Annotated in this window: 18 protein-coding genes; 6 read left to right on the top strand and 12 right to left on the bottom strand. The window is 60.3% G+C overall.

What is annotated here, in order from left to right; all coding sequences use genetic code 11:
• The first annotated feature begins 147 nt into the window (after positions 1 to 147).
• The 3 genes from PAB09_RS06025 to ilvD all read left to right on the top strand — a co-directional run bounded on the left by PAB09_RS06025 (position 148) and on the right by ilvD (position 5,023).
• On the top strand, positions 148 to 2,136 hold the full coding sequence (locus PAB09_RS06025; protein WP_271035113.1) for a mechanosensitive ion channel domain-containing protein: 1,989 nt from the start codon (positions 148 to 150) through the stop codon (positions 2,134 to 2,136).
• Between the two features lie 195 nt (positions 2,137 to 2,331).
• Positions 2,332 to 3,006, top strand: coding sequence for a PH domain-containing protein (locus PAB09_RS06020; protein ID WP_271035112.1), 675 nt, complete (start codon positions 2,332 to 2,334; stop codon positions 3,004 to 3,006).
• Positions 3,007 to 3,184: 178 nt separating this feature from the next.
• A complete protein-coding gene (gene ilvD / locus PAB09_RS06015) occupies positions 3,185 to 5,023 on the top strand; it encodes a dihydroxy-acid dehydratase (RefSeq protein ID WP_271035111.1) in 1,839 nt (612 codons plus the stop codon).
• A gap of 131 nt (positions 5,024 to 5,154) precedes the next feature.
• On the opposite strand, the gene PAB09_RS06010 is transcribed toward ilvD, so the two are convergent.
• The 6 genes from PAB09_RS06010 to PAB09_RS05985 form a co-directional block, all read right to left on the bottom strand.
• On the bottom strand, positions 5,155 to 5,577 hold the full coding sequence (locus PAB09_RS06010) for a hypothetical protein (protein WP_271035110.1): 423 nt from the start codon (positions 5,575 to 5,577) through the stop codon (positions 5,155 to 5,157).
• A 24-nt stretch (positions 5,578 to 5,601) separates the two neighbouring features.
• Entirely contained in the window at positions 5,602 to 6,411 is an 810-nt protein-coding gene (locus tag PAB09_RS06005) for an ABC1 kinase family protein (RefSeq protein WP_271035109.1), read from the bottom strand.
• Entirely contained in the window at positions 6,336 to 6,860 is a 525-nt protein-coding gene (locus PAB09_RS06000) for an AarF/UbiB family protein (protein WP_271035108.1), read from the bottom strand. The genes PAB09_RS06005 and PAB09_RS06000 overlap by 76 nt, the downstream gene beginning before the upstream one ends.
• Positions 6,861 to 7,292, bottom strand: a complete 432-nt coding sequence (locus tag PAB09_RS05995) for an AbrB/MazE/SpoVT family DNA-binding domain-containing protein (RefSeq protein ID WP_271035107.1) — start codon at positions 7,290 to 7,292, stop codon at positions 6,861 to 6,863. It lies immediately after the preceding gene.
• Positions 7,293 to 7,552: 260 nt separating this feature from the next.
• Entirely contained in the window at positions 7,553 to 8,659 is a 1,107-nt protein-coding gene (locus PAB09_RS05990; RefSeq protein WP_271035106.1) for a DoxX family protein, read from the bottom strand.
• A gap of 134 nt (positions 8,660 to 8,793) precedes the next feature.
• Positions 8,794 to 9,585, bottom strand: coding sequence for an HNH endonuclease family protein (locus tag PAB09_RS05985; protein WP_271035105.1), 792 nt, complete (start codon positions 9,583 to 9,585; stop codon positions 8,794 to 8,796).
• 292 nt (positions 9,586 to 9,877) lie between these two features.
• Here PAB09_RS05985 and PAB09_RS05980 point away from each other — a divergent pair, with 292 nt between their 5' ends.
• Positions 9,878 to 10,954 carry a glutathione S-transferase family protein gene (locus PAB09_RS05980; RefSeq protein ID WP_271035104.1) on the top strand — a complete coding sequence of 359 codons (1,077 nt, stop codon included), beginning with the start codon at positions 9,878 to 9,880 and terminating at the stop codon, positions 10,952 to 10,954.
• 84 nt (positions 10,955 to 11,038) lie between these two features.
• Here PAB09_RS05980 and PAB09_RS05975 read toward each other — a convergent pair whose 3' ends face one another.
• A complete protein-coding gene (locus tag PAB09_RS05975; protein WP_271035103.1) occupies positions 11,039 to 11,659 on the bottom strand; it encodes a hypothetical protein in 621 nt (206 codons plus the stop codon).
• An 86-nt stretch (positions 11,660 to 11,745) separates the two neighbouring features.
• Positions 11,746 to 12,615, bottom strand: a complete 870-nt coding sequence (locus PAB09_RS05970; protein ID WP_271035102.1) for a LysR family transcriptional regulator ArgP — start codon at positions 12,613 to 12,615, stop codon at positions 11,746 to 11,748.
• A 69-nt stretch (positions 12,616 to 12,684) separates the two neighbouring features.
• Here PAB09_RS05970 and PAB09_RS05965 point away from each other — a divergent pair, with 69 nt between their 5' ends.
• Positions 12,685 to 13,422: a LysE/ArgO family amino acid transporter gene (locus PAB09_RS05965; RefSeq protein ID WP_271035101.1), complete on the top strand. Its 738-nt coding sequence runs from the start codon at positions 12,685 to 12,687 to the stop codon at positions 13,420 to 13,422.
• Between the two features lie 282 nt (positions 13,423 to 13,704).
• Here PAB09_RS05965 and mgrA read toward each other — a convergent pair whose 3' ends face one another.
• The 3 genes from mgrA to PAB09_RS05950 all read right to left on the bottom strand — a co-directional run bounded on the left by mgrA (position 13,705) and on the right by PAB09_RS05950 (position 17,662).
• Positions 13,705 to 14,814 carry an L-glyceraldehyde 3-phosphate reductase gene (gene mgrA, locus PAB09_RS05960; RefSeq protein ID WP_271035100.1) on the bottom strand — a complete coding sequence of 370 codons (1,110 nt, stop codon included), beginning with the start codon at positions 14,812 to 14,814 and terminating at the stop codon, positions 13,705 to 13,707.
• A 129-nt stretch (positions 14,815 to 14,943) separates the two neighbouring features.
• The gene (gatB, locus tag PAB09_RS05955) at positions 14,944 to 16,449 is read right to left on the bottom strand and encodes an Asp-tRNA(Asn)/Glu-tRNA(Gln) amidotransferase subunit GatB (RefSeq protein WP_271035099.1); all 1,506 of its coding nucleotides are present in this window, start codon (positions 16,447 to 16,449) and stop codon (positions 14,944 to 14,946) included.
• A 184-nt stretch (positions 16,450 to 16,633) separates the two neighbouring features.
• On the bottom strand, positions 16,634 to 17,662 hold the full coding sequence (locus PAB09_RS05950; protein WP_271035098.1) for a 6-phosphofructokinase: 1,029 nt from the start codon (positions 17,660 to 17,662) through the stop codon (positions 16,634 to 16,636).
• Between the two features lie 304 nt (positions 17,663 to 17,966).
• On the opposite strand from PAB09_RS05950, the gene PAB09_RS05945 reads away from it, so the two are divergent.
• Complete coding sequence (locus PAB09_RS05945) at positions 17,967 to 18,302, top strand: hypothetical protein (RefSeq protein WP_271035097.1); 336 nt, start codon at positions 17,967 to 17,969, stop codon at positions 18,300 to 18,302.
• A 160-nt stretch (positions 18,303 to 18,462) separates the two neighbouring features.
• Here PAB09_RS05945 and PAB09_RS05940 read toward each other — a convergent pair whose 3' ends face one another.
• Positions 18,463 to 19,299: a siderophore-interacting protein gene (locus PAB09_RS05940; RefSeq protein WP_271035290.1), complete on the bottom strand. Its 837-nt coding sequence runs from the start codon at positions 19,297 to 19,299 to the stop codon at positions 18,463 to 18,465.
• Between the last annotated feature and the right edge of the window lie 266 nt (positions 19,300 to 19,565).

Below are 19,565 nucleotides of genomic sequence, written 5' to 3'. Positions count from 1 at the left end.
ACACAAGTTGGATGGGGAATCTTGGCTGATCCGATCCATCTATCATTCCTGCCGAGCATGCTCTCGAGGCCACGCAGCGAGACCAACGATCAGGGATAGGCCTCAGCCATGCCAGCCGGTTGGCAAAAGTGGCTACCCTTGGGTGGCATGCCACTTCCGTATATTCTGCACAGCTTGTGGAATTGGTTCATCGACACCGGTTTCACTCTCGCCCTACTCATCGTGTTGGCGTTTCTGGTGCCGCGTTTCGGACGCATTGCCATGCGCATCGTGGAGCGCCAGGTCGCTGACGAAAGCGTCGATGAGTCGAAAACTCACCTCGCGTTCGCGGGCGTTGCAGTCTACGTGGCGCAGGTGATCGCCTACTTCATCATTTTCGTCTTCGCCCTACAACAGCTTGGCTTCTCCCTCGCCGGGGCGGCCATCCCAGCCACCGCGGCCTCTGCCGCCATCGGTCTTGGCGCACAGTCCATCATCGCCGACTTCCTCGCCGGCTTCTTCGTGTTGAGCGAGAAACAATACGGTGTGGGCGACTGGGTGCGCTTTGAGGGTGGCACCACCACCGTCGAGGGCACCGTTATCCAAATTACGATGCGCGCCACACGCATCAGGACCTTGGCCGAGGAGACGGTCATCATCCCCAATTCCAAGGCGGGCGTGTCCATTAATAACTCGAATTATTGGTCACGCGCCGTTGTCGTCATGCCGATCCCTTTGCTGGGTTCGCATTCCATCCAGGAAGCCATCGACCGTGGCGGGCGCGCGGCGCGCAAGGCTTTGGCCCGGCCCGAGATCGCGCAGGAGGTGCTCGGCGAGCTCACCGTCCACGATTCGGTGGGGGTCAATCCCCCGGCCACCGTTGGCTCCCCGTGGACTGTGTCCATGCGTTTTTTGTGCCAGGTCAAGCCGGGAAGCCAATGGATGGTCGAACGCGCCATCCGCACGAGCCTCATCGACGAATTCTGGGCCGAATACGGTTCCGCACCGACGCAAAACGGCGCGGTTGCTGACACCTTGCATTCCGTGTCCGCCACCCCCACGGCCGCATCCGCACCCACACTGGCGACTGGCGCCGCCCAACCGGTAGTCCTTCCGCTCAATCCCGATGGCACCGTGGCGGTTTCCCAGGGTTCCGCGTCGTCGCTTGCCGACGTCGCCACCACCGTTTTCCGCGCCGCTGCAGCCCCCGCCGAGCCATCCCCGGCGTCCGCGCCCCGCAGCCAAGACCCTGATGGCTTCGCTTCCGCAACCCACTCCGCTTCGGCCTCCCCCAAGGACCAAAAGAATGAAGTGACAACCGAGCACGTCCAAGACCCCGCGGCCGATGAGGGCGGTATCAACTCCGCGGCACGAAAAGACATCGTGCGTCCACAGGACGAAAGCGATGCGCACCTTGCAGCATCGACGGCAAAGCCTGTGCCTTCAGACGGGAACGAACCCACCCCCGCGCTACTGCCCGAGGACTCCAGTCAACCGTTCCCGGAGACCGCGGCCGCGGCATCGGTTCCCGAAGCGGGAGCACCGCAAGCTGATTCCCCCGACAAGGAGGATGCCCCCCTCGACGAAGACGAGAACGCACCCGCTGCTGCCACCGGCGGGCGTGTACGCCGTGGCTTGGTTCGCATCCTCACCGTCGGTGGCAGGACCCGCGTGTCCACGACGATCTTGATGATTGTCTTCATCCTCTTACTGGTTCTTAAAGGCCTCACGCTGCAGACCTCAGAGTCCTACGACGGCAAGGATGGCGTTCTCGCCCCGGCGCGCACCACTACCTCCTCGCCGCAACCCGCAGGCACCGGGACCGCGCGTCCCGAGGCCACGCCGAGCCCCACGCAGGCGGTTGCCCCTACCACCGCCAGCTCTGGGAAAGCCACCCCCGGGCAACAGGCACCGGAGGCGTCGGAAAGCACAAACACCCCCGCAACCAACGACAACGGAAACGGCACGGGCAACTCCGGCCGGGAGGATCGAAACACCGACGATTCTGACTACTTCAACACCAACACGCCAACGCCGGCGCAGGCAACTCCTACTGGCGCGCCAACCCCTGAGGCGGGCGCCGGCGGCACCGCGGGACAAAGCGGAGAGACTAATAATTCAGGAAACTCCGGGGCAAGCGTGGCCTCAACGCCCTAGGCGCTGGTTCGAAAACAGCTACAGGCTAAGGGCAGGAAGGTGGTCACGACATCGGCTAATCCGCAATCATTCGCCGGCAGCCTAGTGTTGCTCAATGCGCAGCGCGGCTTTCGGCACGCGCCGCTTAGCGTGGGTGGTCCTTCCCCCATCACCCTGTGTCGGCTTGCTCAGATTCTTCTACTACTATGGTGCTTCATGAGCAAAGACACGGCCACGTCCTCATCAAAGACCAACCCTGCAGGAAAATCCGAGGGATCTTCTCCAGAAAATGCTGCGGAGTTTCGGCCCGATCGTACTCACCTGCTCGGCGCCGCCATCATGTTCGGCATCTTGCTGATTGCCATCGGCGCCGCACCGCAGTACCTGTTTTGGGTTCTCGCCTTCCCGATTGTGTTCGTGGTCTGGGTCTTGCGCTCACGCACCGTCGTCAATGAAAAAGGCATTGATATCGACTACGCTTTCGGAAAAAACGTTTCCCTTCCTTGGCAAGAGGTAGCCGGCATTGGTTTCCGTCGCGCCCGCGCCTTCGTCCAAACCAAGGAGAAGAAGACTTTTTCCCTACCAGGGGTGAGCTTCAACTCGCTTCCCGCCTTGGAGGAAGCCTCCCGCGGCCGCATTCCCGATGCCTTGAGCCAGGGACTTGCCGCCGCCGACGACAAGGTACGCATCGTTTACAAGGACGGCCACGAGGTGCTCATTTCTAAGGAAGAGTACGACAAGCTTCAGGCACACAAGGCCGCTCAGGAAGCTCAGGAAGCTCAGGAAGCTCAGGCGCACAAGTCAGCTATCGCCGATGCAGGAGACAATCAGCACGGCGTCGATGGTCAGGCGGTCGCAGAGGGCTCCGCGCCAGAGCACAGCGCCAAGTAGAACTCACCTTCGTTTCTTGCAGTAACACACAAAAGGGGCGTAACTTTTTAGCACTACCCCTTTTGTGATTTTTGGCTCCACCCTTTGGCTGCAGATTCATTCTTGTGCCCTACCCATAGGGCTCGTTTACACCCCACCGAATTCGAATTTCATAGAAAATAGAAAGACGGACCAGTCCATGTTCCCGCTCCGTTCCAAAGTCACCACCGTCGGACGCAATGCCTCGGGTGCTCGCGCCCTGTGGCGTGCCACTGGCACCCAAGAGCACGAGTTCGGCAAGCCCATCGTGGCGATCGTCAACTCGTATACGCAGTTCGTCCCGGGCCACGTTCACTTGAAGAACGTCGGTGACATCGTCGCCGACGCCGTCCGCGCCGCCGGCGGCGTGCCAAAGGAGTTCAACACCATCGCCGTCGACGATGGCATCGCCATGGGACATTCCGGCATGCTGTACTCGCTGCCGTCTCGCGAGATCATCGCCGACTCGGTGGAGTACATGGTCAACGCGCACACCGCCGACGCCATGGTGTGCATCTCCAACTGTGACAAGATCACCCCGGGCATGCTCAACGCCGCCATGCGCCTGAACATCCCCACCATCTTCGTCTCCGGCGGTCCGATGGAGGCCGGCAAGGTCGTCGCCGTCGACGGTGTTGCCCACGCCCCCACCGACCTGATCACCGCGATCACAGCCTCCGCCAACGATGCTGTCTCCGATGACAACTTGAAGCTCATCGAGGAATCCGCCTGCCCGACCTGTGGTTCCTGCTCCGGCATGTTCACCGCCAACTCCATGAACTGCCTGACCGAGGCACTGGGGTTGTCTTTGCCGGGCAACGGCACGACCCTTGCCACCCACACCGCCCGCCGCGAGCTGTTTGTCAAGGCTGGCGAGATGATCGTGGATCTGTGCCAGCGCTACTACGGCGAGGAGGACGAGTCCGTCCTGCCGCGCAGCGTGGCCACCAAGAACGCCTTCATGAATGCCATGGCGCTGGATATGGCCATGGGCGGATCCACGAACACCATCCTGCACACGCTTGCCGCCGCCCAGGAGGGTGAGGTCGACTTTACCCTGGCAGATATCGACGAGCTTTCCCACCGCATCCCGTGTCTGTCCAAGGTCGCCCCGAACGGCACCTACCACGTCGAGGACGTCCACCGCGCAGGCGGCATCCCGGCAATTCTGGGCGAGCTGCGCCGCGCCGGCTTGTTGGACGAGTCCGTCCACACCGTCGCCTATGACACCGTCGACGGCTGGCTCAACGACTGGGATATCCGCGGTGGCAAGGCCATCGACCAGGCCATCGAGCTCTTCCACGCCGCCCCCGGCGGCAAGCGCACCACCGAGGCCTTCTCCCAGTCCACCCGCTGGGATTCCCTGGACACCGACGCCGAGCACGGCTGCATCCACGACGTTATGCACCCGTACTCCTCAGATGGTGGCCTGGTGATCCTGCGCGGCAACCTCTCCCCTGACGGATCTGTCCTCAAGACTGCCGGTGTCGAGGAGGAGCTGTGGGAGTTCACCGGCCCCGCCCGTGTGGTTGATTCCCAGGAAGAGGCCGTGTCCATCATCTTGAAGCGCGAGGTACAGCCGGGCGAGGTCGTGGTCATCCGCTACGAGGGTCCCGCCGGCGGCCCCGGCATGCAGGAGATGCTGCACCCGACCTCCTTCCTCAAGGGCGCTGGCCTAGGCAAGAAGTGCGCCCTCATCACCGACGGCCGCTTCTCCGGCGGCACCTCCGGCTTGTCGATCGGCCACATCTCCCCCGAGGCCGCTCACGGCGGACTGATCGGCCTGATCCGAAACGGGGACCCGATCTCCATCTCCGTGTCCAAGCGCACCTTGACCTTGGATGTGCCGGAGGAAGAAATTGCCGCGCGCCGTAAGGCGATGGAGGAGTCCGAAAACCCATGGACCCCGAATCGTAACCGCGTGGTGTCCAAAGCGCTGCGCGCCTACGCCAAGATGGCGACCTCCGCCGACAAGGGCGCCGTGCGTCAGGTCGACTAAGGATCGCTCACGCAGGCCCAATGAGATAGGCCGGGATCTACCCGTCACGGAAAGTGGCAGTGGGTCCCGGCCTTTTGCTTTCCGACGAATGATGTCTGCCAGCGATGAGCCTTGATCATCCAGAGAGCAACTTAGTTGGTATGCCTGCGTTCGTGCGGGGTGATCCCGCGATACTTGCCCGAGGTCTGTGCCAGCATCAACGCGGCGCCAATCGCCGAGGTTACCTTTGCTATGCTTTTATTGACGTTCGGGTAATTGCCTCCTATCAGCACCATCCCACCCAGCGTAAGCGTGGCACCGGCGATGCTACGGGTAATCCGCGTTGTTTGCTTGGCCTTACTGCGCAACAGATGCCGCTCCTGCACGCTGGTCAGGTGCACGACGGTCCCCCCGTGCGCAGCCTGCTCCACCACTGTGGGCAATTGCCGCAACAGAGAAAGATAGTGTGGTCCCTGCGCGCGCAGGGCGTCGATAAGCTCATAAAAGCCCCACCCACCAGCATCGATGCCGAGCACGTCGGCGAGATCACGCGCATAGGGCTCCACTTCTGCCACCAAGTCGATCTCAGGGTACAGCTGCTAGCAGGCCTCCGTGACCGTCATCAGCGCCTGAAGCAAATAGGTGACGTTATCGGGAAGCTGGAATGGCTGAGAGCGCATCAGCTCGATGATGTTGTTACGCAGGCCGTCGGAAAAGCTCATGGCCTTTCCCATCGCCGCCTGCCTAGATCCTGCCGCGGTGACATCGGCAAAGGCCACAAGCGCGCGCCCGAGTAGCTTGGTTTTAGCACCCGCGCGCAGGAATCCCATTTCCTGAAGCGAATCGGTCATCGCTTCCCCGTCGCGCAGCATCATGCCGATGGCGAAGCGAACAAAGCCATCGCGAATCGGCTCGGTGACTCGGCCGACCATGCCAAAGTCCAACAGAATGACCGTGGAATCTGGTCGCACCCACACATTTCCGGGATGCGGATCCGCATGGAAGAAGGCATCGATGAGCACCATGCGTGCGTAGATATCGATGAGAGTCTTGGCGACCTTTTCCCGATCTACACCCGCCGCATCCAGCCCCTTAAGGTCGTTGACCTTGATTCCCTCCACGTATTCCAGGGTCAACACCCTTTGGGCGGAGTAGTCTGGGTAGACCTCCGGCACGTAGACTCTCTCGATCTCGTGAAGGTTGTCCTTAAAAAGACGCGCGTTGGCAAGTTCCATTCCTAGATCGAGCTCGTTGCGGCTAGTTTCCTCGAATTCAGCCATGAACGCATCCGTGTCCATGAAATCGCCCAGCTTCATGCCCCTTTCGAGCATCTTCAGACTGGTCTTGATCGCCGCCAAATCGCACTCGATGAGTTCGTCGATACCAGGTCGCAACACCTTGACCGCCACCGACCTACCGTCGTGCAAGGTGGCCGCGTGAACCTGCGCCAAAGAGGCAGCGCCAAAGAGGCAGCGCCAAGACAGTGGTGGGAAAAGTCGCGGAAGGATCCCCCGATCGGTGCACCTAGCTGCTGCTCAACGACGGTAATGATCTCCTCGGTCGGCACAGGGGCGACGACGTCTTGCAAGTCCTGTATCTGCGCGATCATCGCGGGCGGGATCACCTCGACGTGGGTGCTCAAGTGTTGACCCAGTTTGACGATCAGCCCGCCCTTATCCATCGCCAGCTCACGAAAGTCCCGCCCGATTCCGGACCACAGCTGCTCACGCCTTTTCTCACGCTCGGACTGTGGCTGCAGCTTGAAGGTCTTCTCGAATGCCCAGACCTTTGCCCCCATTGCGCCAAAAGCGGCAACGATCGCACGGTAGCGGGCATCGTACAAGTTGGCCCTGGCCATCTAGTCGGGCTTTCCGGTGGTATTCTTCCCCGACGAGGTATCCTCGGCCTGGTCAGTTGCGGGTGCCGGGTCACTCACGGGTGCTTGATCGTCCGCGGGTACAGCTTCCGCGTCCACATCAGCACCGTCGGTTTCGTCGAGAATATCGCGCATCACGGCCTCTACCTTCTCCGAGTGCTGGAGGAATGCCTCGGCGAAGCGGGACAAGGTATCTGCCTTCATCAAGGTGAGCGAACCACCGTGGCCTGCCATGACGACAAATTTCTGCCCCGGCTCGATGCCGAGCTCCTGACGGGCCTCGGCGGGAATGACGATCTGACCGCGCTCCCCAACCGTGGTGGTTCCTAGGAAGTTCATACTTGGGCGACGCTTGCGGTAGCTTTCGCGCTTGCGTGCCCAATGCTCTGATCGTCCTGCATGTGGATGAACCATGATCTCCTCTTTCGCAACTGCCGCCCTGTGTGGCGGCAGCGGCATGTCTTGCCGTCGATGCCACCCAGCATACTCTGCAATTTCATTAGTTTCCGCCAAATCATACTTTTCATACATCACATACATAATTCACACCCACACGCACTGCCATGCGACCGTCCATACCTTCGCAGCCCTGCCTCCTTCTTGACCCGACACCCTCCCTAATAAAGAAAGCTCCCCGTCCCCTTTCGGGACGAGGAGCTAAAGAACACGCGATCCTAGGCGAGCGGATTCACTCCGGCACCAAACCACCAGAGAGCTACCGCGCCGAGGATGCTCAGTGCGGCGAAGATCCAGGAGCTATACAGCGGCCGCTTAGCCCAGCTGCGACTGATATCGAAGGAAATCACGCCCGGACCGGTAAATTGCAGGGTCAACGTTCCCGCAACCAGCATGATGCCGAGCCAGACCTTCTCCGGCATATCAAAAATAGCGAGGGATTCGGCCGTGAAGATGAAATGCCCCAGCATGAACGTCATAGCGCCGGTACCTACCGCCGTGGCGACGGGGGTGAGCAAACCAAAAAGCAAGAACACACCCGCGGCCAGCTCGAGCGCTGGGATGCCAATAGCTAGCATGTTTGGCGCATTGTATGAGGAAAAGTCCTGCTCGAGCTGATTGAGCCCACCACCGGCCCCCAGGTTGAAAAACACCCGAAGGGAATCCAACAAAAGGTAGGCGGACATCGCGATGCGCAGCAGCAATAGACCAAAATCCATGGTGCCACGCTTGGTCTGGACAACCGGGGCGACCTCGGACGACCCCGGCGCCACGGCTGAGGCAGCTACCGGCGCCGGTGAAACACTCGGATCGAGAACCTGGGTCGGTTCAGCCGCCTGCACAGCCGCCGCCGGCAGCACGGTGGTCGGCTCACTTTCCAGCGATGGCGCAAAGTCATCGTCGGCATAGCCCTGCTCCGGGGTGACGGTGCGCTGCGCACGGGGCGGATCATAGCTCGTGGTGGGTGCATCCGATGCCAGAGGCGCGCTATGATCCCTGGCTGCCGCGAAAGCAGTCGTCTGCGCCGCAGCTTCGCCGGCTGGCAAATTCGCGGTCCCCTTTGCCACCTCAGCCTTTGCCGCCGCTTCCTTTGCCTTGGCGGACTCCTCAAGCTTGGCAGCATCGCTGGCCGCGGACTTGCCAGCAAAGCCGGACTTTTTCGACTTCGTGGAATCGGGGGCGATAGATTGGGGAGCTACACGCCCGGCGCGCTGATAGGCGTTGGCCGTTGCCGAGTCCTTGGACGTTGTGGCCTTGCTCGGTGAATAGGTTGGGATCTCGTCATCGAATTCGCTGGCGCGATCGGGCAGGTTTTTCTCGCTCATATCTCTAAGGGTAGGTCAAGTTGAGGTTGAGGTGGGGTTGGCTTGCTCGGCGCGCCGACAAAAACCACCGGATTGGCAGGGCACAGATTGTGCCGGATCCAACGGCTCGGCACCCAAACGGCGGTTATTGGCGATTATTGAGCAGGATTAGCACAGCCGGACAAGGTGGTGGCCAAGGACTTGTACTCTGCTGCGGTGACGCTTAAGCCATACGTGGCCTTGATGTGGACGATGCGGGTGGCATAGGTGCAGTGATAGCTGGCATCGCTGGGCATCCAACGGTCGGCCGTCTTCGCTTTCTTGTCTTGGTTTTCTTCTCTTGTTGTGGCCTGCAGGTTGGCGGGATCATTGGCGATTTGTTTTCGCAACTCTTCATCCCAAGCCCAAGCGCCGGATTCCCAGGCATCAGCCAAGGGCACAACATGGTCGATCTGAACGAGCTCACTGGTTCCCTGCCCACGGACGAAGTCGAGTTGAACGCCCGAGTATGCGTCGGTGAGGTGACCGGTTGCCACCACGCAGTCACGGGTTTTCGGCTTGAAGGTCACGTTATTAAGGTCCCGCTGGAGGATGTCATTGCGGGTATCACAGCCGTTGTGCCCTAATTCCACCTCGACATCATCGCTCCAGGCCTGACCGAAGGCATCACGGTTGTAATCCGGTACGCCCAGCTCATCGGTACGCACCGCCAGCTGCGCAAGCTCTTGCAATTGCGGGCTCACAATGGGGTCTATCCCTTCGAGCGCGGTGCCAGCGGTAAGCGCAGGATCGGCCGCACTCTGGTTGGCATCACCCTGCACGACACTGCCCTCACCCAGTCCAGAGGGATCAATTCCCGGCATCCCCGCAGCCGCACACCCGGCAAGTACTGCGGTGGACAACGCAAGGCCGAGCGCCTTTTCCACAGCACTTGGTGCGGCATTCAACCCGCCACCGCCTTGCTTACCACGGTGAACCCGGGGGCTCGAAGCCCGGAATGAGGGCAAACAAGCAGAAACGGATCTAGCAAAGGCGTTGGATGAAAGGCGCGGTGTCATAGTGCTCAACATAGTAATGGAACCTGCGACATTTATCGAATATCCATTCGAACCGGGGCTACAATCCGTTATTTAGCCCCATTTCCCCTACCCATGCTCTCCTCCCCACATCCACCAGGTATAGAAAAGGGGAAAGTAAATTAGTTGATATATCAACCTTCTATCTGTTAGGCTGTGTGCCATGACAACTTCCATGAACCCTACCGACTGGGCGGGCGACGCACGAAACGCCAACCCCGACGGCGAATTCATCCGCGATACCAACTACATCGCCGACCGCATCGTCGCCGGAGTTGACACCCCCACCCCACAAGAAGATGGCACGTGGTTGTGGCCAGCTAAGCCACATACTTATCGACTCGTCGCCGCGCGTGCTTGCCCCTGGGCACATCGCGCAGTGATCGTACGACGCCTCAAGGGTCTTGAGGACGTCATTTCGCTTGGACTGACCGGACCTACCCACGACGTACGTTCATGGACTTTCGACCTTGACCCCGGCAAGGTCGATCCCGTCCTTGGAATCGAACGCCTCCAAGAGGCTTATTTCGCCCGCTTCCGGGATTATCCGCGTGGCATCACGGTTCCGGCCATGGTCGAAGAATCCAGCGGGAAGGTCATCACCAATGACTACCCCAGCATGGTGCGCGACTTTAACGATCAGTGGAAGCAATACGAGCGCCCCGGCGCCCCAGACTTGTACCCCGAAAACCTCCGTGAGGAGATGGATCCACTCATCAAGTACATCTTCACCGAGGTGAACAACGGTGTGTACCGTTGCGGGCTCACCGGCGACCAAGAGGCCTACGCCCTGGCCTACGAGCGCCTTTTCAATGCCCTCGACCGGCTAGAAGAGCGCCTGTCCACGCGGCGCTATCTCATGGGTGAGCACATCACCTTAGTAGATATCTACCTTTTCACCACGCTCATTCGCTTTGATGCGGTCTACCACGGCCACTTCAAGTGCAACCGCAATAAGATATCCGAGATGCCCAATCTCTGGGGTTACCTGCGCGACTTGTTCCAGACCCCTGGCTTTGGCGACACCTGCGATTTCACCGAAATCAAGCAGCACTACTACATCGTGCATTCCGACATTAACCCCAATCAGGTTGTCCCAGTAGGCCCCGACCTTTCAGGATTGTTTACCCCGCATGGTCGCGAGGCCCTTGGCGGTTCGCCCTTCGCCGAAGGAGTCACGCTGCCAGGCGAGATCCGTGAAAGCGAGCGCGTGAAGAATCCGCTGCCACAGCAGCGTTAGTTTACCCATAAAAAAACGCCCCATTCCTGTTTCCCGCACAAGGTTCAAGGATGGGGCGAAAGCATGAGCTAGCAAGGCCGGGCTCTACCGGAATTCAAATTCCACCTGCGCCTGCGGATCAACGCCCTGGACGATGCTGGAATAGAACTGCTTCGCCTGCGCCTGCAGTAGGTCGCGGTTGTCGAGGAGATCCTTTTGTTCCTCGTCTTGATTGAGAACGTCGGTGATGAGCTCCGCTTCGTCGATCTCAGGCGTACCCATGCTAAGAACACCGTTGTCTTCAAATACGGTCTCGAATTTCTCATCTGAATGCCCGATAAAGATGAACTCGGGGATGCTGATGAGGAACTTATTTGGGTCTGTCTCCTTGATGGTGACATCAGCCCCCTCAATGCCGAGCTTGGCCTTGTAGGTGTACTGAAGATAGAGGACGCGCTTGCTACCAGGCAGGTTGTGGCCGAGAATGTCCCTGTACTTTTCTTGCATGCTCATACCCGATATACCCAGGCTTAGCAGCACAACTTGCTCCTCGCCTTCCACCGCGTTTATCACCTTCTGCGTGGATGTCTCCGTGTGAACCTCGCTCACAGCCCCAAGGCCGAATATGGGCGAAGAACTAATCAGCCACCCCGCACCCACACCCACAACGAGCAGGAGCACAGCACCTACGATGCGCCATCCGGAGGAGATAAAGCCCAGCTTCATACTCAGTACAACCCCTTTCCCCGAAGAAGATAGACATTCAGATCCTATGCGAAAAACCGGGTTGTCCTGCCTTTTCTCAGCTGGGGTTAGGAATGGAGCACCCCCGCTGCATCTACCACGGCGGCGGTGAGTTTCTCCAGCGCGGGCGACTCCAGCCGCCAGCGTTGCCAGAACAGGGGAACTTCGAGCACATGGTCGTCGACAAGCACGACTTCGCCGCCATCAAGCAAGACACGGGCCTGAGATTCCGGCAACAAGGCCCAGCCCAGGCCGACGCGTGAGGCCTCCATAAACGCCTCCGCCGAAGGGACCTGTGAAACTCGGCGCTGGCGGATCTGGTGGCCAACTCGAGCCACCAGGTCTTGGTCTTGCAGACCGTCGCGCGGACCAAAACGCAGCACCGGCAGGTTGACCCAATCGATCTCCCCATCCACGGTGAAGCGATCGAGCAGCGAGGCGGTTGCCACCGGAAAGTACCGCATTACCCCGAGCGGGATCACCTCGCATCCAGAGACAGCCTCGTCCTCACGGGTAACAGCTCCCAGCACATCCCCCTTGCGCAGCAAATCAAGGGTGTGCGACTCGTCCTCGATACGTATGGTTAGCGTGGTATCACCCCAGGCCGACACGCTGGCCAGCACCGAGCGAAACCAGGTGGACAAGGAGTCCGCGTTGACCCCAACGGCCAGCGGGATGTGCTCAAGGCTACGCCGCAACTGCACCCGAGTCTCGGCCTCCAACAACGCCATGCGACGGGCCGCTTGGACAAGGACCTCCCCGGCCTCGGTGACGGTCACCGGGGTCTGCCTGCGCAGCAGTACCCTACCGGCCGACTTTTCCAAAGCCTTGATACGCTGGCTGACCGCCGAGGGGCTGATCCCTAGGGCGTAGGCGGCCATTTCAAAGCTGCCCTCATCGACGATCGTGAGCAAGGTCTGCAGGTGAAGTGGGTTCATGAAGCAATTTTAAACCACGTTCACAAAATTTCATTTTACTTAATCACGCTCTGGGCGCACACTAATCCTATGCACCTCATGTTCTCTGGTTTTCTACTTGGATTATCGATCATCATGGCGATCGGTCCGCAAAATGCTTTGATTATCAAGCAGGGAATCAAGCGAGAGGGAATCGTCCCCATCCTAGCCGTCTGCATGATTTCCGATGTCTTGCTCATCTTCGGTGGCACCGCCGGTGTGGGCATGCTCATCACCCAGGCCCCCATCGCGCTGGTGATCCTCAAATGGCTCGGCGTTGCCTACCTCGCATGGTTCGGGTTTACATGTTTCCGCGATGCCTTTTCCAACAGCAACGCGCTCGTCGTCGAGGAACAAGAGCCGGTCAGCACTGCCGTTGCCGTGGGAGCGAATAATGCCAGCCACGCGGCCTCCGGCAATGACGAATTCTCACCCCAGCCGACGGGCTCGACCAAGGTTCGCAACCCTATTGCAACCAAAAACCCGAAAGCGACCTCTGCCAGCTGGGTCAAACCTGTCATGTTGGCGCTCGCCTTTACCTGGCTCAACCCGGCCGCTTGGATCGACGTCCTCGTCCTGCTCGGCGGACTCGCTAACCAGCATGGTGACCCTGGACGCTGGTACTTCGCCTCCGGCGCCCTCATGGCCTCCATGCTGTGGTTCCCCTCCCTCGGATTCGGCGCGCAACGTTTCTCCAGCGTGCTGGCCAAGCCTACTGCCTGGAAGATCATCAACTTCGCCATCGGCTGCGTCATGGTAACGATGTGCATCCGGTTGATCCTCCAGTAAGAGCCCCGACGCTCCCTGCTGTCCTGGTGTGGCCGATGCCAGCTTTCTACGGGTTGACCCGCGCTTGTGGGAGCGATCCGCACCTAGGCGTCGGAAAGCAAAAAAAGGCAAACCCCGCACCCGATGCGCATTGCCATGTAATAAGCAATGCACAGCGAAGGTGCGGGGTTTTTCCCATCCTAGGGGAAGCACACGCATAAGCGGGCTCCTCAAGCCCGCAAGGCCTGCATCATCGAGCTCAGGCCCAAAAACGTTGCCCGATATCAATGCTTGGTTCAGATGCTAGCGCAAGGACTCCTCGTGCTTTTTCGACTCGGTAGCCGCGGCCCAGATGTTGATGCCGCCATCGCTTGCGACGCGATCGATCTCATTGAGTTCCTCGATGGAAAACTCTAGATTGTCTAGTGCTCCGAGGTTATGCTCGAGCTGTTCAACGCTGGAGGCACCGATGAGTGCCGAGGTGACCGTATCTGCACCATAATCGCCCTGCTCACGCAGCACCCAGCTAATGGCCATCTGTGCCAGCGACTGACCGCGACGGGCGGCAATCTCGTTTAGCGCCCGCACCATCGCCAAATTCTTCTCGTTGAGCATCGACTGGCTCAGCGACTTGCCCGCAGCCGCACGGGAATCAGCGGGCACGCCGTCGAGGTAGCGATCGGTGAGCAGGCCCTGTGCCAAAGGCGAGAAGGCAATGACGCCCAGGCCGTTATTCGCGCAGCTGTGCAGCAGAGACTCACCCGCGTCGCCGGGCTCCTCCACCCAGCGGTTGAGGATGGAGTAGCTCGGCTGGTGGATGAGCAGCGGGCAGCCTTCCTCCGCCATCAACGTGGCAGCCTCGGCCGTGAGATCTGGCCCGTAGGAGGAAATGCCGACGTAGCGGGCCCTGCCGGAGGCCACGATGTCGCGCAGCGCGTACATCGTCTCCTCCAGCGGGGTATCCGGATCCGGGCGGTGGTGATAGAAGATGTCCACGTGGTCCAGCCCCATGCGTTCCAGCGAGGCATCGAGGGAGTCGAAAAGGTACTTGCGGCTGCCGCCGAAGCTGTATGGACCCGCGCCCATGTTCCAGCCCGCCTTGGAGGAAATCACGATCTCATCGCGGTGGCGGGCGAGGTCCTCTTTGAAGATCCGGCCGAAGTTGATCTCCGCCGACCCGGCGGGCGGGCCATAGTTGTTGGCCAGATCGAAGTGGGTGATGCCGTGGTCGAAGGCGTAGCGAACGATCGCTCGCTGGGTCATCATCGGCTTATCGTCGCCGAAATTGTGCCAGAAACCAAGCGAAATCGCGGGCAGCATCAGGCCGGAATGGCCAAGGCGACGATAGGGCATGGACTCATATCGGTCAGGACGTGGAACCCACACGGGTTCAGCGCTTCGTGAATAACTCATGTCCTCCAGTGTGCGCCGAAGGAACAGATATTGCCAACTATCTATGAGTAAACCCGCCACACCTGGTGCTTGTTGTCGACACCAAGGTGTGGCGGGAGCGATGACGAAGGGGCGCCCTAGAAGGTGAACCTACTTCAGCTTCTCAGCAATGAGCTTGTTTACCTGCGCCGGGTCGGCCTTGCCGCGGGTGGCCTTCATGACCGCACCCACGATGGCGCCGGTGACCTTGGTGTTACCGGCCTTGTACTTCTCCACAATGTCCGGGTTGGCGGCGAGTGCCTCATCCACGGCCTTCTCAATCGCACCGTCGTCGCGGACGACCTCCAGGCCACGAGCCTTGACGACCTCATCCACGTCGCCCTCGCCGGCCAGCACGCCGTCGACGGCCTGGCGGGCCAGCTTGTTGGTCAGCTTGCCCTCCTTGACCAGGGCGGCCACGCGAGCGACCTGGGCCGGGGTGATCGACAAAGCATCGAGCTCGACGCCGGCCTCATTGGCCTTCTGGGAAAGATAGGCCACCCACCAGGAGCGTGCCTCGGAGGGCTCCGCGCCCGCCTCGACAGTCTCGACGATGAGGTCGAGCGCACCGGCGTTGACCAGGTCGCGCATCTCCTCGTCCTTGAGCCCCCACTCGGACTGGATGCGCGCGCGGCGCACCCACGGCAGCTCCGGCAGGGTGGCACGGATCTCTTCGACCCACTCGCGCGGGGCGATCACCGGCGGCAAGTCCGGGTCGTTGAAGTAACGATAATCCTCGGCGGTCTCCTTGGGGCGCCCCTTGGAGGTAGTGCCATCGGTCTCCTGGTAGTGGCGGGTCTCCTGGACGATCTCGCCGCCGTCCTCGAGCACCTGTGCCTGGCGCTGCATTTCGAAGCGCACGGCCTGCTCAACGGACTTGAGCGAGTTAATGTTCTTAGTCTCGGTGCGGGTGCCAAATTCCTTCTGGCCGATCGGGCGCAGGGAGAGGTTGGCATCGCAGCGCATGGAACCCTGGTCCATGCGTGCATCGGAGACGCCCAGGGCCTTGACTAGGTCGCGCAGCGCAGCAACATAAGCCCGGGCAACCTCAGGGGCGCGCTCCCCAGCGCCCTCGATGGGCTTGGTCACGATCTCGATGAGCGGGATGCCTGCGCGGTTGCAGTCCACGAGCGAGGCGGTGGCACCGTGGATGCGCCCGTCCGCACCACCGAGGTGGGTGAGCTTGCCGGTGTCCTCCTCCATGTGGGCACGCTCGATCTCCACCCGCCACGTGGTGCCGTCGTCAAGCACAACGTCCAGGTAGCCGTCATACGCAATCGGCTCGTCGTACTGGGAAATCTGGTAGTTCTTCGGCTGGTCCGGGTAGAAGTAGTTCTTGCGCGCGAAACGCGAGGACTCCGCGATCGTGCAGTTGAGAGCCAGGCCGATCTTAATGGCCCACTCCACACCCTTGGCGTTGACCACCGGGAGCGCGCCCGGCAGGCCCAGGGAGACCGGGTCGACGTTGCTGTTGGGCTCGGCACCGAAATGCGCCGAGGGCGCGGAAAACATCTTGGTCTCGGTTGCCAATTCGACGTGAACCTCAAGACCCATTACCGGGTCATACTTCTCAAGGACCTCGTCGTAGTCCATCAGGTCGTACATAGCGCTAGTCATGCGGACAATACTACTATGCGTCCAGCTACCCCTCACCCCAGACCCCGCCGGACCCGAAGTCCCAGTCGTGGGCGCTGCCCCACCCGGGGCGGGTAAAACAAAATCCTCCTTACAACCCCTCAAGAATGTAAGAGAGCACGGGGTTGCAAGGAGGAAGCCTGAAAACAAAGGCCAACTGGATGGTTTAACCAAACAGAGCGCGCGCGGTTGCGTAGCGTCCTTCCGGAACGACCTTCAGCGAGCCGACTGCCTCCTCGAGGGAGATGAGCTCGATGTGCTCGCCGTGGAGCGCAACCATCTTTCCGAAGTCACCGTTGTGGCAGGCGCGTGCAGCATGGACACCATAGCGGGTTGCCAGCACGCGGTCGAAGGCGGTGGGGGTACCACCACGCTGGATGTGACCAAGCACCGAGGTACGCACGTCGTGGCCGAGGCGCTTCTTGATCTCATCGCCGATGACCTGACCGATGCCGTTGAAGGTCTGGTGGCCGAACTGATCCACGCCACCCTCGTCGAATTCCATCGTGCCTTCCTTAGGCAGCGCGCCCTCGGCGACGACGATGATGCCGTACTTCTCACCCATCTGGAAGCGCCGCTCCATCTTCTTGCAAATCTCTGCAATGTCAAAGGGCTGCTCAGGGATGACGATGTAGTGAGCGCCACCAGCCATGCCCGCATGCAGGGCGATCCAACCCACGTGGCGACCCATGACCTCCACGATCATGACGCGATTGTGGGACTCGGCGGTGGTGTGGAGGCGATCGATGGCGTCGGTAGCAACGGACACCGCGGTATCGAAGCCGAAGGTGTAGTCGGTGCCGTTGACGTCATTGTCAATGGTCTTTGGCACGCCCACGACCGGAATACCATTGTCCGACAGCCACTTGGCGCCCTTGAGAGTGCCCTCGCCGCCGATCGGGATGAGGGCATCGATACCCGCGTCCTCAAGATTGGCCTTGATCTGATCGAGACCGTTCTTGAACTTGTCCGGATGCAGACGACCAGTACCGAGGATCGTGCCACCGCGCAGCAGGATGCGGTCGATATTCTCATCGTCGTACAGTTGGATTCGCTTGTCTTCCATCAGACCAACCCAGCCGTCTTCATATCCGACGACGGTCGATCCATATTCAGAACACGTACGAACGATGCCACGGATCACAGCGTTTAGGCCCGGGCAGTCACCACCGGAGGTCAAAGTTGCAAGTCGCATGAGGACAAGTTTAGCGCTCCAGTTTCATCTATGCCCGTTCGGACAGTGTGAGATTGCACGGGCTCCTTCCAGTAAAGCCCTAACCTGCAAAAACACCCCTCAATCACTACAAACACCGACGAATGCGCAACCATTGAGGAAACTCCTACCGGTTTTTGCACCCGACTAGGCACGACCAGCACGACAGTTCGCCCACTCCCTAAAACCCGCCAAACCGACGCCATTGATACGACGAGCGACACCTGCACCCATCTTCTTGATAAACCACGTTCCAAGCCGTGAATTTGGGACTACCATCGTCGGCATGAGTTCAAAAACCATCACAATCAAAGACCCTCGCGAAGTAAACACTGCCTCCCTTGTATGCCTCGGACTTATCGGTGGCTGGCTCACCGCCCGGGAGACCGGGATCCGTCCGCTCGGTGGTGCCGTCCTCGGTGCGGCCGGCCTGTGGGCTGGGCGTTCGTGGCTGAAGAAGACCAATCCCGCCACCACCGCCGCCCTCGGCGCACTCTACCTCGGCGCGTTCGGCGCCTCCCACCCGCTGGCAAAGAAGATCGGCGCTTGGCCTTCCGTTTTGGCCGTCACCACCGTGGTGTCAGGGGCTGCTTGCCTGCTTTCCGATCTCAAGAAGAAGTAAGAAAGCCCCTCCGGGCAGCGGTTCGTTGCTGCCCGACTCCACAAGGACACATCACAAGGACAGGGCCAACCCGCACTCAGCGGGTGGCCCTTTCATCTGCGCCTTGATACCTGTGTCGGATAAAGCGGGCCGCACAGGATTTGTGAATGGCCATTTTCGACTAGTTTTCTTCCGCGCTTTCTTGGGCTTCCCATTCCTCGAGCAACGTACGCTTGGTTGCCTGCCACACGTCTTCCGTTTCCCCCAACCGCCAATAACCGGAAATGGAGGCCCGTTCTTTCGCTACCTGCTTATCGACGAAAAGGAAGCGACGGACATCCTTAACCATTTCCGCAACGCCGTGGACAAACCAGGAGGTTTCTTTGTCTGGATACTGTGCCGTCCGCAGTGCTTCCACCAGCTTCACGCCCGGCGTTGTCCCATCACGCTCAACCCAATAAAGCGCTACCCTGTCCCCCAGTTTCTTCTCTAGCTCCTCACCGATGAGCAGCTCGAAGCGATGCTGGCTCGATTCCACTTCCACGAATACCTGCGCGCTCGCGCCCTCGGGCAACGCCGCTAGGGCCTCGCCGATCGCCGGGGCGGCCGCCTCGTCACCGGCTAAGACAAAGTGCGAAAATTCCGCTTCTGGACGCCAGCCACCTCTCGGGCCGAGGAACCCGATGTGAGTGCCGGGCTCGACAGTTCCGGCCCAGCGCCCCGCAAGCCCGCTCTCGCCATGGTAAAGGAAGTCGATATCAAAGGTTCCCGCGGTGGCGTCGATGTTGCGCAGCGTATAGGTGCGCCGGATGGGACGCAGATGGCCCGGCTGCTGCGTCATCACGTCCTGCATAGTGAAAGGCCACGCATAATCGGCCTCCTCCGGCACGAAAAGCAGCTTGACGTATGCATCCGTGGTGTCCACGACACTAAGGTCAGCATCCGTACGAAAGCTCAGCCGCACCATGTTCGCGGCCACCCGACTGCGCCCAGCAACCGTGGCCCCCTTGGCTACCATCTTCCGTCGGCGATCCGGCGCAGCGGCCTCCCTGGCCTCTTGCTTGTCGTGTGCGCGATCGGTTTTCCGGGTATCAACTACCATTCCTTCACCCTCCTTTAGGTTAGGCTAGGCTATCACAATTGGCCGGGGTTGGGCACGTAGGACCCCCACCGAAATCAACGAAGGACCCGTCACAAGACGAGTCCTTTTTGTTAGAACTGCTCTACAACCATTAGTAGAAGGCGGCGAGGCAGCGAGGCCAATTTACCAACCGTATCCGTAAT

This window comes from Corynebacterium sp. SCR221107, from assembly GCF_027886475.1.
Lineage (GTDB): Bacteria > Actinomycetota > Actinomycetes > Mycobacteriales > Mycobacteriaceae > Corynebacterium.
Note: the sequence above shows the minus strand (reverse complement) of the source record. Positions and strands in the feature narration are given on the sequence as shown.

Bases quoted from the DNA above. Each gene is read 5' to 3' on its own strand.
- ilvD (WP_271035111.1), top strand. From the start codon at position 3,185: ATGTTCCCGCTCCGTTCCAAAGTCACCACCGTCGGACGCAATGCCTCG.
- PAB09_RS05945 (WP_271035097.1), top strand. From the start codon at position 17,967: ATGAGTTCAAAAACCATCACAATCAAAGACCCTCGCGAAGTAAACACT.
- PAB09_RS05980 (WP_271035104.1), top strand. From the start codon at position 9,878: ATGACAACTTCCATGAACCCTACCGACTGGGCGGGCGACGCACGAAAC.
- PAB09_RS05995 (WP_271035107.1), bottom strand. From the start codon at position 7,292: ATGGTTCATCCACATGCAGGACGATCAGAGCATTGGGCACGCAAGCGC.
- PAB09_RS05940 (WP_271035290.1), bottom strand. From the start codon at position 19,299: ATGGTAGCCAAGGGGGCCACGGTTGCTGGGCGCAGTCGGGTGGCCGCG.
- gatB (WP_271035099.1), bottom strand. From the start codon at position 16,449: ATGACTAGCGCTATGTACGACCTGATGGACTACGACGAGGTCCTTGAG.
- PAB09_RS05975 (WP_271035103.1), bottom strand. From the start codon at position 11,659: ATGAAGCTGGGCTTTATCTCCTCCGGATGGCGCATCGTAGGTGCTGTG.
- PAB09_RS05990 (WP_271035106.1), bottom strand. From the start codon at position 8,659: ATGAGCGAGAAAAACCTGCCCGATCGCGCCAGCGAATTCGATGACGAG.
- PAB09_RS06020 (WP_271035112.1), top strand. From the start codon at position 2,332: ATGAGCAAAGACACGGCCACGTCCTCATCAAAGACCAACCCTGCAGGA.
- PAB09_RS05970 (WP_271035102.1), bottom strand. From the start codon at position 12,615: ATGAACCCACTTCACCTGCAGACCTTGCTCACGATCGTCGATGAGGGC.
- PAB09_RS05965 (WP_271035101.1), top strand. From the start codon at position 12,685: ATGCACCTCATGTTCTCTGGTTTTCTACTTGGATTATCGATCATCATG.
- PAB09_RS05950 (WP_271035098.1), bottom strand. From the start codon at position 17,662: ATGCGACTTGCAACTTTGACCTCCGGTGGTGACTGCCCGGGCCTAAAC.
- PAB09_RS06025 (WP_271035113.1), top strand. From the start codon at position 148: ATGCCACTTCCGTATATTCTGCACAGCTTGTGGAATTGGTTCATCGAC.
- mgrA (WP_271035100.1), bottom strand. From the start codon at position 14,814: ATGAGTTATTCACGAAGCGCTGAACCCGTGTGGGTTCCACGTCCTGAC.
- PAB09_RS06000 (WP_271035108.1), bottom strand. From the start codon at position 6,860: ATGGCCAGGGCCAACTTGTACGATGCCCGCTACCGTGCGATCGTTGCC.